The sequence below is a fragment of the Hymenobacter sp. genome (assembly GCF_035709525.1).
In the GTDB taxonomy this organism is placed as follows: domain Bacteria; phylum Bacteroidota; class Bacteroidia; order Cytophagales; family Hymenobacteraceae; genus Hymenobacter.
In genome coordinates this window covers 1-12,941 of record NZ_DASTEP010000220.1, presented here as the reverse complement: position 1 = coordinate 12,941, position 12,941 = coordinate 1, and the positions used below count along the sequence as shown (strand labels likewise).

Genomic DNA, 12,941 nt, shown 5'->3' with positions numbered 1-12,941 from the left:
GGCCACCCCCCAGGCCCTGGCCCGCCCCCTGCTGAGCCTACTGCCCAATGGCGAGGCCCGCTACCAGCAGCTGCAAGCCGCCGGCCCGGCCCTAGCTCAGCTGCCCGCCTGGTTTGAAACCCAGCTGGCCGCCCACCACCTGGGCCGCGACTGCCTGCACCAGCTGCTGGCCCACACCCTGGCCCAGGCCCGGGCCCTAGAATTGGGTGACATCCTACTCAGGCTACCCAGCGTGGCCAAGGCCCTGACCGAGCCCTGGCTGCGCCTGAGCCTGGACATCGGCCGCCTGCTGGTAGATAGCGAGCTGGCGCTGCTGCGCCTGGTGGTGCGGGCCGTGCTCGGGGCCGAGGCCGAGCCCCTGCTCGCCGTCCTCAACCAGGCCGGGGGGCTGCTGCGCATCCTGCGCAACCCGCTGCCCTTTGTGCGCACGCTGCTGGCGGCCTGCCGGCCGGCCGGCAGGGCTTCACGGCCTTCGTGGCCAAGGCCCCGGCCTACCTGCAAGACGCGGCCCAGCACTGGCTCTTCGGCTCGCTGGCCGCCGAGGGCATCCCCGTGCCCAAAACCTGGACGCCGCGCGCCCTGCTCGAACTGCTGCTGGCCGTGCTGGGCCTGAGCAAGGCGCACGTGCTGGCCCGCCTCGAAACCCAGCTGCGGGCGCAGGTGGGCCCGGCCGCGGCCGGGCGCATCCAGCAGCTGGGCGGGGCCGCGCTCACGCTCTGGCAGCAGGGGCCGGCCGGCCTCTGGCACGAGCTCACGGCCCACACCGGGGCCCTGCTGCCGCAGGCGCTCGGGGCCGTGCAGGGGCGCATCACCCACCTGCTGGCCACGGGCGTGGCCCGACTGCTGGTCAAGCTCGCCCTGCCGGGCGGGGCCCTGGTGCAGGTGCTGCAAAGTGGCTACGACGCCTACGAAACCCTGGTGGCCCGGGCCCGGGAACTGGCCCAGGTCGGGCGCACCCTCTTTGCCCTGGCCGGCCGCCTGGCGCAGGGCGCCGTGGCCCCGGCCGCCCAGGCCCTGGAGGCCGTGCTGGCCCGCCTGCTGCCCGTGGCCCTGGACTTTCTGGCCCGCACCTTCGGCCTCGACAAGCTGCCCAGGCTGCTGCGCCTAGGACTCGAAGCCCTGCGCCGGCCGGTAATAGTCTCCTGCTTACCGTATCCCTGAGCCTTGCCCAGCGCGGCCGTATCCGCCGCGCTGGGCAAGGCTCAGGCTACCCTCGTGTCAGATTTTTCGACCAAGGCGGCGATTTACTACTGCGCATCCTGCGCCACTCGCTACCCTTCCTGACCAACTTCGTCACGCCGGCCCAGCGCGGCTTTACCTCCTCCCTTGTATCAGCTGCTTGGCGACTTGGCAAAGGCCGGCCTGCACCCACCCGCCAAGCTCGACGTGGCCAGCGTGCTCGACCTGGTTCCGCAAGTCTTCGACCTGGGCAAAGCCGCCGTGCCACGCCACCCGTGCCTGCCCACTGAGCGCCTGCAAGCCGTATTTACTCAAGTCGATAATCACGGCCGCAAGCCGTGGTTATCGACGCTTACACTTCGCGGAAAAGGGCTAACTGAGAGCGGTCAACTTACCCTAAATAGTTCAGCCTGGGAGGCTATGCGAACGCAATATCTGACAGGTCTCTTAGTTTTTTTGGCTCTTATTCCGGCTTCAACAAGCTACTTTATAAGCCGCACCCATAGCACCCTTGCTACCGGGCTTTGCCCGTGAATATGCAAAACAAATACTGACCTAACCTACTCCTCAAACGCTGTCAATCAGGCCCATTCTACGGTAAGGGGCGTCGCCAACCAGGGCAATTGCACTAGGCTCACCCCCCAGCCGTAAGGCAGGCGGCTGAGCAGTACATCCTGCGCCTGCTGCGCCACGGTAAGCACCAGCCCGCCGGCGGGGCTGGTTTCGAGCTTGCCCTCCCGCTGCAGGAAGGCCGTGCGCAAGCCCTGCGGCGACGTACTGCGCAAGGCCGACCAGTGGCCTATCGCATCGAGCAGCAGGGCCCGGCCTTCGGCGCGGGCCGCGCGCGGCAGCACCAGGCGGCGCGGCGCGGGCGCATCGGCCGGCACGCCGCATAGCAGGCGAGGCAGGCGCAGGTCGTACTCCGGGGCCTGCCCGCGCCCCGTGGCCAGGTAGTGCAGCAGCAGCACCGCCTGCGCCTGGGCCTCGGGGCCGCTAAACTGCCCCCCGGCCAGCCAGCCGCAGGCCTCAAAGCACGTAGGCAGAAAGGGATGCAGCAAAACCAGGCCCGCGTTGGTGATATAGTCTATTGCCTTATCGGGCAGCAACTTGCCAACCGGGTGAGTTAGGTCTTCAGCTGGCTCTTCGGCCCTGGCGGCCAGCCCTGAACCAGGGGGCACCAGGCCTGACTGCACCGCCTGGGCCAGTTGGGCCAGCACCAAGGCTTCCGGGCCGGCCTCGGGGTAGCCGCTGGCGGTGGGCCGCAGCAAGTGCGCCAGCTGCTGGCGGAGGGTAGCCGGCGGCGGGCTGCCCACCGGGGCCAGCGCCACCAGCACCGCCGCACACAAGGCCGCCGAAAACTGCCTGACCAGCCGCAGCCGGCTGGCCGGCTCGGCCAGCGCCAGCCGCAGGCCGCGCACCAGCCCAGCCTGCGGCGACTGCAACGCCAGCCGCAACGCGGCCTCCCACTCGCCGGGCGTGGCTGGGCGTGGCCAATGCGCCGGCAGCGTGCCGTGCTGCAAAAAATGCAGCCAGGCCGCTTCCGGGGCCAGCGCGGCGGGCAGCAGCTGCCCACCGTAGTCGCCCGGGGCAAGTGGCGCGGTGGCGCGGCTGGCCGCAGGCGATGCGCCAGCCAGTGCCCCGGCACCGGCCGGCTCTTCATCGGCCCCGGCCGGCGGGGCGGAGCGGGCCGCGCCGGCCGGGCGGGCCTCGGCCATACCCTGGCGCAGCAAGGCGGGCAGGCGGGCCAGCAGTTGGCCGGGCAGGTCGGCGCTGCGCAGGGCCCCGGCATCCAGGGTAAGGTGCTCTAGCGTCAGCCAGGCATCGGGGGGCAGGCCGGCGTCAGCCAGCGCCTGGGTCAGGGCTTCGTCGAGGGCGTGCAGCAGGGCCGGGGCCAGCAGCGCTTGCTCGGCCTGCTGGTGCCGGGTGGTGGTACTCGGCGTGTCGGCGGGCAGCCGCAGGTGCAGCCGCTGCTGATAAATAACGTGGGGAGCGGTAGCCATGAGCGCAGCGTAGAAAGGGATATAGTAAAGGGATAAGTACAAGTTCGCCGGCCGGCCCGATGGGGCCGGCCGGCGAACTTTTTGTAGCTGTGGTAGACGGATAACCAGCCGCTACTGGCGTAGCGAGCGGCTGGCTACGCTGACTGCCTTAGCCGCCATTTACAATTTGAGGATTACTTTGGACGGCATTTTTCCCATTGCTGGCGGTGAGTACAGCCTTGAAGCCGCCTGCCGGTATGGCACCATACTTATGTGAAAAAATAGGGCCGTTGCCTGGTGATGTAAAGTCGGTTTCCGTCGCGGTCAAGGGCAAAACAGCGGTTGCGTGCGTACCGTCACCAAAATCGATTGACAACTTTGTGGCATTACCCACGCGGTAGCTAAAAGTCCTGATACCCTCACTGTCAAGTTCTCCTACACTGAAAGGCTCAATAAATATCCCTCTTGTTATAAGCAGCGATTTCTCATCATACGCGCTGCCTATCGTGTATCTAAACTTCCAGGTATGGGGTAGGGCTATCAGCCGCTTCTCGTTGCTCGCGTACGTGGTGACGTAGTCAACTGCCTTTCTCACCTGAAAATATTGCATGCCTCCTCTTTCCTCTATCACATCCGCCAAGTTAACGGAAACTTCCTGCGCACCGTCTATAAATGCCACGGTGAGTGTGCCACCCGCCGGCGAAACACCGACGCCCACCTCGGGTTTTCCTTCCTCATTTGAGCTCGCTACCGACCGTTCCAGGCGGATGAGCGGAGCCGGGTCGGGCAGCACCAGCTGCGTGATGGGGCCGTTGCCGCTCTGGCGGTGCGGCAGGTAGTAGTCGCCCACGATGAGGGGCGTGTTGGGGCTGCCTTCGGGGGCGCGGTACACTACCACGAAGGTGCCGCCCCGGGGCACCCCGGCCCCGTGCTCCATGCCGGGGTTGGCGCGCCGGAAGGCCGGGAAAGTGAGCTGCTTGCTGAGGCCGTTGTAGGCCGTGTTCAGAGCCGTGAGGGCGTCGAGGTACTTGGCTATGTCGCCCGGCAGAGGGCCGTTCTGCTGCTTGTAGTCCTGCACCAGCTGGCCAAATGCGGTGGTCGGCAGCGTCAGCTGCACGTTGCCCAAGGCTTGCTTCAGGGGGGTACCGGCCTGCGAGGCCTTGCTTTCTTCGAGGCGCAATAAACTCAGGTTACTGCCAAACAGCTCTTGCTGCCCGGTAAAGGCCGGGTTGTCGCTGGATACCAGCAGGGGCTGGCTTGAACCCAACGCGTCGGCACTCACGGCCACGATATCAAAGGCCAGGTTCTGGCTGTCGCGCAGCGTGGCCAACTGGCTCAGCAATACGCTGGCCGGGGCATCGAGCAGGCCCTCGATGCGGTAAAAATCGTAGCTTTCGAGCTGGTAGTCCAGGGGGTTGGCCACAAAGTCCAGGGCCCCGCTCACCGCGCTGGGCGGATAGGTGAGAATGTGCTGGGCCTGGGCAATGCTGCTCTGGGCGTAGCTCCAGCTGGCGCGCACGCCGGCCCCGTAGTAGAACGGAATGCTGCGGCGGTCGAAGCCCGCCGCCCGGCCCCGGTCGGGCGTGAGCCGCAGGGTAGCCACCGTCGCCATCTCAGGCGTGAAGGCCCCAAACGTGCTCAAGTCTACGTTTAGGCTCATCAGCTTGATGAGGCTGCCAGGCGCGCTCTGGCCGTCGCCACCGCCTTCTGACAGCGATAGGGTTTTCGGCTTAGGCGACAAGGTAGTAGACTGCGGAAAAACCACAATCGGTGGCGTTTCGGTTGCCGTGCTGCTCACCAGCGAAGGCAAGGCAAACTCGACGATGAGCGTGCAGATGCGCTGAAACAGCCACTGCACCTGCGCGGCAGTGGGGGCGGGCCCCACGGGCGGGGCCGGCTGCCAGGCGTGCCGGTAGCGTGGGGCCAACAGGCCCGCTTCGGGGGCGCACTCGCCCAGCACCAGGTGCCGGGGAAATTCACCCGGGGCCGGCAGGGCCCGGCCCAGCCACGACGGGCGGCTGGCCGCCTGCTGAAACTCACCGTAGGCATCGTACAAGTCTTTCAGCCAGCCGTAAATGTATTGCTGGTTCGCGTCCGTCGTTTGGGCCACGGTGGCCAGCAGCCGCAACTTGGCCCGCTGCACATAGCTCCTCACGGTGGAGGTGGCCCCGAAGCCGGGCACGTCCTTCAGCGTGGTCATGGCCTTGTCGAGGGCCGCACCCAGCTGGTCGGCGGCGTCGCTCAGCAGGGCGTGCAGGCTTTGCAGGCGGGTGGCGTGCTGGTCGCCATCGAGCAACGGCCGGCGCATGGCCAGGGGCGGCAGGGTAAAGTAGGCCGTGGCCGCCGCTATTAGGCCGGGGTCCACCAGCGGGCGCTCGCTGTTCGCTTCCGGGTAGGGCACCAGCACCACTTGCAGGGAGACGTTGTAGCGTTTCCCACCATCATCGCAGCCGGTATTCTGGCAGCGGTCGGTCGGGGTGATTACGCTACGCTGATAAATTGCCACCGCGTACTCGCTCAGCTTCAGCTTAGTGAGTGGCTGGGCCCCGGTAGCGGTGCTGCCTTCAGGCAGCAGTTCCAGTATCTCCAGGCCGGCAAAGGGCGCGTAGGGTGCCAGCAACTCGGCTTCGATGGGCCGGTAGGCCCCGTAGGTGGCGGGTGCTTCCAGGCGCAGCAGCAGGCCCTCGGTCGTGACGCCGCAGCCCGCCGAAACGGTGATGAGATTGCCCTCGGCCGCCACGGTGGGCAGCAGGCCCGTGGCCACGCCCACGCCCAGCAAACGGGCCCGGGTGGCCTGCTCCTGCCCCATCAGAAAGCTCACCCAATCGTTGAGCTGCGGCGCGGAAAGGACTTGGTTGGGTTGAAAAACGGTCAGCCCGTAGCTGGTAGGGCCAAACGGGGTCGGCTGAAGAGTTGGGAAAATTGGCGGTGACATGGCAACGTAAGAAATTGGGAGGTAAAGCGCGGGCAGCGGCGGGCGGCGGGCTAGAGCGCCCGCCGCCTCGTCTTTGCAGTCAGTTGATTAGTAGAAAGCCAAGCGGCGGTATCAAGCGGCGGCTTCTTCCGCAAATACCAGCTTGAACTCGAGCGGGGCCAGCGGGTCGGGGGCTGGCGCGGGGGTTGGCGGGGCCAGGCCATCGAGCATGGCACGGCCCAGCACCAGCGGGGTGTTGGCCTCGGCATTGCCGCAGTCGGACAGGTGGCCGCCGGGGTAAATGGTGTGCAGCTGGCCGAGCACTTCCACGAGCGCCGCCTGCGCTTCGGCGTAGGCTACCGAGTCGAAGCCCACCTCGTAGTCGTGGGCGCTGAAGTCGTTCGCGTCGAAGTCCTGCGGCGTATTGGTTTTAACGGGCCCCACGTGCAGCTGCAACAGCCACTTGTGATAGACGTCCTCAAACTCGGCCATCTGCTCCTGGCTGACCCAGCAGATGCGGGCCAGGATGTGGGCCGGCAGCTCCAGGCGCAGCAGCCGCTCGGCGTAGAGGCGGTAGTCGGCATTGCGAAACCGGGCCGTGTAGCCCGGCAGCACGATGCTGACGCGGAAGCTGTAGGGGTCGAGCGGGTCGCAGTACGAGCTGTCCGGGGCCACGCAGGCCGGCAGCCACTGGCCCGGCAGCGCGTCCGAGCCATCGGGGTTGGGGCGCAGCAGCAGGTTTTCGACCACGTAGATGTTCTCGTCGGCCGTTTGCAGCGCCCGCAGGGCGCGGCTCAGGGCTACCTCGGCTTCGGCCGACCGGGCGTAGGCGCGGGGGCTCCGCAGCAGGGTTTGCTTTTGGGTGTCTTGCAGCACGTACCAGAAGGCGCCCGCCTGGCCCACCACTTGCCAGGCCGTGCGCTGGCGCACCAGGGCCAGGGCCGCGCGGGCCGCCTGCTTCACCCCGTCCAGGGCCAGCGCCGGCGTGGCGTAGGGCAGCGGGGCCGAGCTGCCCAGTGTCCGGGTTTCGTCGCTGGGGTCGAGCAGCTCGAAGTAGTAGCGCGTTTCGGCGTAAGGGCCGGCCTGCGCGGCCCGCAGGGCGCGGCCCGCAGGCAGCTCGCGCAGGCGCACGCCGGGCGGCGGGGCCGTGGTATAGCGCGGCTCAAAGTTGGCCAGCCCGGCCAGGCGGCCAAAGCGCCGCACGATGCCCGCCACATTGGGGCCCGCACCGGCAGGCCGCTCGGTTTGCCAGCTGGGCAGCTCGTAGCAAAAGGCCTGGGCCGGGTGAAAGCGCCCCAGGTCGTCGGCCAGCGCCGCCTTGTTGAGCAGCACCTCCGAGTCATCCCGCTGCCCATCCTGCGAATACAGCAGCAAGCCGTAGTCGGCAAAGCTTTCGGCGAAGCGGGCCAGTACGTGGTCGAGAAAGCGCCCCCGGCGGGCGGCCCCGGCCGAGGCGTCGGCGGGCGTGGCCACGGCCTCGTTGCTAGGGCTGACTACGCTGTACAGCTCTTCCAGCCCCGGCAAATCGCTGTCGGTGAGCACCTGGCCGAAGTACGTAGTAGGCCGCGACACGTCGGACCCGAACAGGCCAGCCGCGTGTTGCAGCTGGGCCAAGTAGTTGGCCAGCAGCTGGTCAAAAAACAGCAGGTAGGCCTTGAGCTGGCGGGCCTGGTTGTGGCGCTGGGCAGGGGCGTCGGCCGGCAGGCCCGCCGGGCCGATGCCGTAGTTGGCCGGAAAGTCGAAAGCCAGCGGCTGGTACGAGGCCAGGTCGCGGGGCGTGCCCACGGGCGCGGGCAAGGGAGCCGCGCCCAGCGTACGCACTTGCAGGCGGCTAACCTCCTTTTTACGCTTGTCGAACTCGGCCAGGGCCTGCACGCGGTCGGCGTTGCTGCCCACCGGCAGCGTACCCTGGTAGAAGCTCAGCCGGGTGCGGTCGATATCGAGCTGGGGCCGGGCATCGGTGCGGATGGGCAGCTCCCAGGGCTGGCTGGCGGCGGCGGGGTCTACCACCAGCTTATACACCTTATTCCCGTTGCCATCCACGGCCGTGGCGGGGTCTATTTCGGTACCATTGCTGTCGGTAGCGCCTTCCTGGTAGGGCAGGCCACTCTGGTCAACGTAGTGCAGGGCGCTCATGCGAAACTCGCGGATGGCCTCTACGCCGGGCACGGCCATCAGCAGCCCTATCAGGTCGGAGGCGTGTATGGTGTCGCGCAGCGCACTGGCCGCCAGGTCTTCCTCGCGGATAAAGCCATTGGCGGGCAGCGGGCCCTCAAATATCTGGTCGATGGTGAGCGGCTGGCCGTTGGCGTCGGTCTGGGCTAGCCGCTCGGCCAGCGAGTAGCGCTGCACGGTGGGCATCAGGTGCTGGTCGGCCACCAGCAGCATCTGGGCGTACACGGTGCGTACGTCGGCCCCGGGGGTCAGGTCCACGTCGGCACACAGCATCACGCGCTGCACGGGCAGCACCTTCACGCTCAGGCAGTCTTCGCACAGGTTGCGGTTCAGCTCATACACCTTGTGCACCTGCCGGAGCAGCCCGGCGCGCACTTCGGTCTCGGTGGGGCCACCGGGCTGCACCTGCTGGCTCACGAAGTCGGAGTCCAGGTCGACGGTGATGTCGTAGAGGCCGCGCAGGTCGAAGCCCAGGCCGGTGGCCGGGCCACCGGGCAGGGCGTAGTGCAGCCGGGCGCGGGCCGCCGGGGTGTCTTCCTCGGCGTAGTAGGCCTCGGCATTGGGCGGCGTCACGCCCACCCGCACGGGGTGGGGCACCAGCCAGGCATTGCGCACGCCCGGGATGTCGAGCAGCAGGCGGCGGTAGTCGAGCAGCGTCACCGGCGTGGTGGGCAGCACCTGGTCGGCGGCCGGAAAAGCCCGGGCCATCTCAGCGTCACTGGCATAGCCCGAGCGCAGCAGGTCCTTGATGTCGAGCGAGGTGCGCTGGCTCAGGTCGGTGATGGCGTAGCACAGCAGCTCTAGGATGGTGATGCCCGGGTCGTGGCGGTTGTAGTCGGTCCAGTGGGTGTGGGCGTACTGCTCTACGTAGGCCAGGCCGGCCGCGCGCAGGGCGTTCCAGTCGGCGGCCGGCCAGGCGGGCGGGGCCGCGGTAATAGTGGGGCTGGGGGTGAGGGCGGTCATGGGCGGCAATCAGAATTCAGCGGGTGACGGGAAGGACGCGGGGTGGGATTTCGGTGAACGCGTGCGTAGGAGCCGAGCCCAGCACCACCTGCGGCGACGCGGCTTCGATGGTTTCCTGGTCGCCGCCGCCTACCACGCGCAGGGTGAGGTCGGTGATGAAATCGACGTAGGGCAGCTGCTCAATAAAGGCCAGCACCGTGCTTTTGCGCAGCGCCCCGCCAAACGAGAGCTCGGCCGTAGTGGCCGTGGCCCAGGGGGCCAGGTAGGCGCGCAGGTCCTGGTTGAGCCGCGCCTGGTAGGTAGCGGCCGGGTAGCCCGGGCGGAAGGCTATCTTGCCCCCCACCTGCACGGGCTGGTACGTGGGGTTTATCACTTGTATTTCGACCAGCAGCCCGGCGTGGGCCTGGGCAAACGCCTTAATGGCCTTGAGCATGCGCAGCGCCACACGGGGCTCCAGGGGGTTGGCGGCGTAGGCGTGGCGCAGGTTGGGCACCACCACCAGCGTCACGTAGCCCGGGGCGTGCTCGCGCAGGCTGCCCGCCTCGCTCACGCGGGTGTGGCTGAGGCACTGCACCTTGTACAAATCCGGAAACTGTTGGAGCACCAGGTGCTCGTAGTCCCAGATAGTGACGGTGCGCTGCTTGTGGCGCAGGCGCTCGCTCACGCGGGTGTAGAAGGCAGCGTCCGTTTCGGCCGGCTGCCCCCCAAATGAGGGGTAAGGCTGGCGCACGGTCTGAATGCCGGCGCTACCCTGCCGCACCCGGGTGAGGGTGCCCGCCGGTAGCGGGGCGGTGTAGTGAGCGGGGTCGGCGGCCGGCTCGGCCAGCCGGGCCAGCTGCGCCTGCGGGTGCACGGCCACCAGCCGGGCCACGCTGTCGGGCGGGGCAGGCTGCCCGTCGGCCGTTTGCAGCTCGCCTTTCAGCCACACCAGGCCGTTTTCCAGCAGCGTGTTGTCGAGGCGGGTTTCGGGCGGCAGCTGAAACTCGATAATGCCCGAGGTGAGCAGGTTGTCGGTGCGGTCGAGCGGGGCGTACTCGTTGCGCAGGGGCCGCCACTGGTTTTGGCTGAGCACGCTCCAGGCCACCCGGGCGGGCTCGCGCAGGGGGTTGGCGCTACCCTCGGCCACCTGGAAGAGTACTGCCACGGTTTGGCGCGGGCCGGCCTCACGCAAGCCCAGCAGCAGCGTGCCCCCGGCCGCCAGGCGCGGCAGCAGGTAGGTGGTGCCGGCCGCCGCGTTCGCCGCGGCCGTGCCCGCCGCAGTCAGCCAGGGCAGGCGCTGCTTGAGGCGCACGTGCTCTTCGGCCTGCCCGAAAGGGGCCTGGTGAAACAGCCGCACCGCTCGTTGGGCAAAGGCCTCGTCCGTGACCTGCTTGGTGAGCACCACCGGGCCGGTAGTAGCCGTGTAGTCGAGCTGTAGCGACTGGGCCAGCGGCGCGTAAGGGGCGTTCGGAACTTCCGGCGAAGGCGTGGGTGGGTTTGTGGTCGAAGTACTTTTCGCAGTAATGGCCGCCGTAAGCAGGCGGGCGTAGTCGCGGTGGCCGAACTCCTGCTGAAGCTCGATGGTCAGCAGCTTCTCGTTGGAAGCCGGCGCGGCCCCGTCCACCAGGTCGCGCAGCGGCGAGACATCTATGAATTCGTTGCCCAGGCGCTCGTAGCGCCCAAACGCGCTGGCCAGCGCGCGCGCCACCAGCGGCGTGGCGATGGCCAGCGCGGCGGGGTCGCGGCGCAGCTCCAGGCCCTGGGTGAAGCTGCTAAACAGCGGCACCGGCTGCGGGCCCAGGTTCAGGGTCTGGTTGCGCACCGTCACGGTGGCTTTCAGGTCGGCCTCTTTCAGGTTGTACTGCTTATAATACGTATCCCAGGCGTCGGGCTTGCCCAGCCAGGTCGGCACGGTCACTTTTAGGCTGGTGAGGGCCTTGCCCGCCGCCTCGGGGCAGTCGACGTACAGGCGCGAGCCCGCCGTGGGCACCGCCCCAAAGGCCAGAAACGGCTTGTCGGGGTTCACGGGCCCCAGGTCGTTTTCCAGCTTCAGCGTCTGGTGCAGGCCGGTCACGCTCACCTCGATGCTCACGGCCTCCAGCGCCAGGTCGCGCAGCAGCTGGTAGTCCGTGGTGTCGGCCAGCAGCACACGTAGCACGGGGGCGGTAGTCACGTAGCCGCCGTCGAGGCGGGTGGCATCGTAGCCTACTACCGCCTGCTTTTCGCTGGCGGGCAGCGTCACGCTAAACTCGTACTCGGTGGTTTTGCCACGGCGCACCAGCCGCGGCTGCGCCGCGGGCTCCAGCCAGGCGGTAGCCCCGCTCAGCTGCACGTGCAGCTGCGGGTTGCGGGGCAGCTTCAGGGCGCGCTGGGCCGTCAGGGTCACCTTAATATAGCGGGTGCCCTCGGCCAGCAGCAGCACCGGCGAGGCCAGCGCAAAGCCCAGATTAGCAATGGGCCAGGCCTGGGTGGCCGCCTCGCCCCCAAACGCGCTCCAGCTCGGGTCGTTGTCGGGCAGGGGGGCCGCTACCCCATCGGCCGTGGCCGGGTCGGGCGCGAAGTAAACCGGCTTGTTTTCCTCCAGGTACAGGGCCCGCAGGTGGGTCAGGCCGGCCCGGTTCAGCACCCGCGCGGCGGCGGCCCGGTAGCGCAGCGGGGTTTCCGCCTCGTCCGAGTCGGCCTCAAACTCGGTGCCGGCGGGCAGCACCTGCTCGGCCACGTTGCGGGCCAGCTCGAAGGTGAGGTGCACCTGGTCGGCCACGGCGGGGCGGCCCTCCAGGCGCAGCACCTCGCGGTAGTAGTAGTCGAGGTGGCGCTGCGTGAAGGCGTTGAGCTGCTCCTGCGCCCACCCAAACAGCTTGAGAAAAGCCAGGAACAACGCCAGGTGGGGCGGGTTGTCGCTGCGGGCTTCCAGGTCGGCGCGCGACTGCCCGGCGGGCAGCTGCATCAGGCCGGCCCAGGTGGGCAGGGTGGTGCTGCCGGCGGGCGGCGCGGCGGCGGGGCCATCGAGCGGGTAAAACCGCAGGCCCACCTTCTGGGCGTAGCTGGCGGCAAAGGCCAGCAAGTCGTCGCCCGTGCGCTCGTCGAGCTGCACGTGGGTGGGGTCGAGGGCCGGGAGCTGGCGTTGGGACTGGCTCAGGCCGTCGCGGCGCAGCGGGTGTGGGTCAGAGCAGGTCGACATGAGCAGGGTAGCGAAGCAAGGGGAGGGTGAAGAAAATGAAAGCGGGGCGGGGCTCAGGCCCCCAGGGCCGAGTCCCCGGCCGCCAGGCTCAGGTCAGAGCCTTCCTGCAAGTAGAAGGGATACACGTAGTTGTAGCGCGAGTTGGTGTTGCGCACCTGGTAGGCCAGGTCCAGCAGCAGCAGGCCGGGCTGGTCGTCGGGCTGGGTGGCCGTCACGCCGAGCAGCTCGATGCGGGGCTCGTGGTAGAGCACCGCCGTGTGGATGAGGTGGTGCACGCGCGTTTCGGTGGCTGCATTCAGCGGCTCGAAGAGCAGCGTAGTCAGGTCGCAGCCATAATCGGGGGCCAGGATGCGCTCGCCGAGGCGGGTGCTGAGCAGGATGCACAGGCTCTGCTCGATGTCGGTGAGGCCCACCACCAGCTGCACCCCGCCCGGCGAGCGGCTGCCCACGGCAGCGCCCGTGGCCGGCGAGGGGAGCTCAAAGCTGGGCGGAAAGCTCCAGCCCTGGCCTAAATAGCTGTCTTCGAGAGGCATGAAATAGTAGCTGAAAAAAGTTGAGAAAAGCCGGCGCT

The 12,941-nt window shown here is 68.2% G+C and carries 7 protein-coding genes; 1 reads left to right on the top strand and 6 read right to left on the bottom strand.

Annotation, left to right across the window (positions count from 1 at the left end):
- Window positions 1-474 precede the first annotated feature (474 nt).
- Complete coding sequence (locus VFO93_RS19445) at window positions 475-1,161, top strand: hypothetical protein (RefSeq protein ID WP_325136053.1); 687 nt, start codon at window positions 475-477, stop codon at window positions 1,159-1,161.
- 153 nt (window positions 1,162-1,314) lie between these two features.
- Here the strand turns inward: VFO93_RS19445 and VFO93_RS19440 are convergent, their stop codons facing one another.
- The 6 genes from VFO93_RS19440 to VFO93_RS19415 form a co-directional block, all read right to left on the bottom strand.
- A complete protein-coding gene (locus VFO93_RS19440; protein ID WP_325136052.1) occupies window positions 1,315-1,506 on the bottom strand; it encodes a hypothetical protein in 192 nt (63 codons plus the stop codon).
- Between the two features lie 254 nt (window positions 1,507-1,760).
- Window positions 1,761-3,179: a contractile injection system tape measure protein gene (locus tag VFO93_RS19435; protein ID WP_325136051.1), complete on the bottom strand. Its 1,419-nt coding sequence runs from the start codon at window positions 3,177-3,179 to the stop codon at window positions 1,761-1,763.
- 148 nt (window positions 3,180-3,327) lie between these two features.
- A complete protein-coding gene (locus VFO93_RS19430; RefSeq protein WP_325136050.1) occupies window positions 3,328-6,093 on the bottom strand; it encodes a hypothetical protein in 2,766 nt (921 codons plus the stop codon).
- Between the two features lie 111 nt (window positions 6,094-6,204).
- Window positions 6,205-9,210 carry a hypothetical protein gene (locus tag VFO93_RS19425; protein WP_325136049.1) on the bottom strand — a complete coding sequence of 1,002 codons (3,006 nt, stop codon included), beginning with the start codon at window positions 9,208-9,210 and terminating at the stop codon, window positions 6,205-6,207.
- Window positions 9,211-9,226: 16 nt separating this feature from the next.
- A complete protein-coding gene (locus tag VFO93_RS19420) occupies window positions 9,227-12,370 on the bottom strand; it encodes a baseplate J/gp47 family protein (RefSeq protein WP_325136048.1) in 3,144 nt (1,047 codons plus the stop codon).
- A gap of 53 nt (window positions 12,371-12,423) precedes the next feature.
- Entirely contained in the window at window positions 12,424-12,903 is a 480-nt protein-coding gene (locus VFO93_RS19415) for a GPW/gp25 family protein (protein ID WP_325136047.1), read from the bottom strand.
- Between the last annotated feature and the right edge of the window lie 38 nt (window positions 12,904-12,941).

Excerpts from the sequence above, each read along its gene's own strand:
- VFO93_RS19430 (WP_325136050.1), bottom strand. The coding sequence starts at position 6,093 with ATGTCACCGCCAATTTTCCCAACTCTTCAGCCGACCCCGTTTGGCCCT.
- VFO93_RS19415 (WP_325136047.1), bottom strand. The coding sequence starts at position 12,903 with ATGCCTCTCGAAGACAGCTATTTAGGCCAGGGCTGGAGCTTTCCGCCC.
- VFO93_RS19420 (WP_325136048.1), bottom strand. The coding sequence starts at position 12,370 with ATGTCGACCTGCTCTGACCCACACCCGCTGCGCCGCGACGGCCTGAGC.
- VFO93_RS19425 (WP_325136049.1), bottom strand. The coding sequence starts at position 9,210 with ATGACCGCCCTCACCCCCAGCCCCACTATTACCGCGGCCCCGCCCGCC.
- VFO93_RS19435 (WP_325136051.1), bottom strand. The coding sequence starts at position 3,179 with ATGGCTACCGCTCCCCACGTTATTTATCAGCAGCGGCTGCACCTGCGG.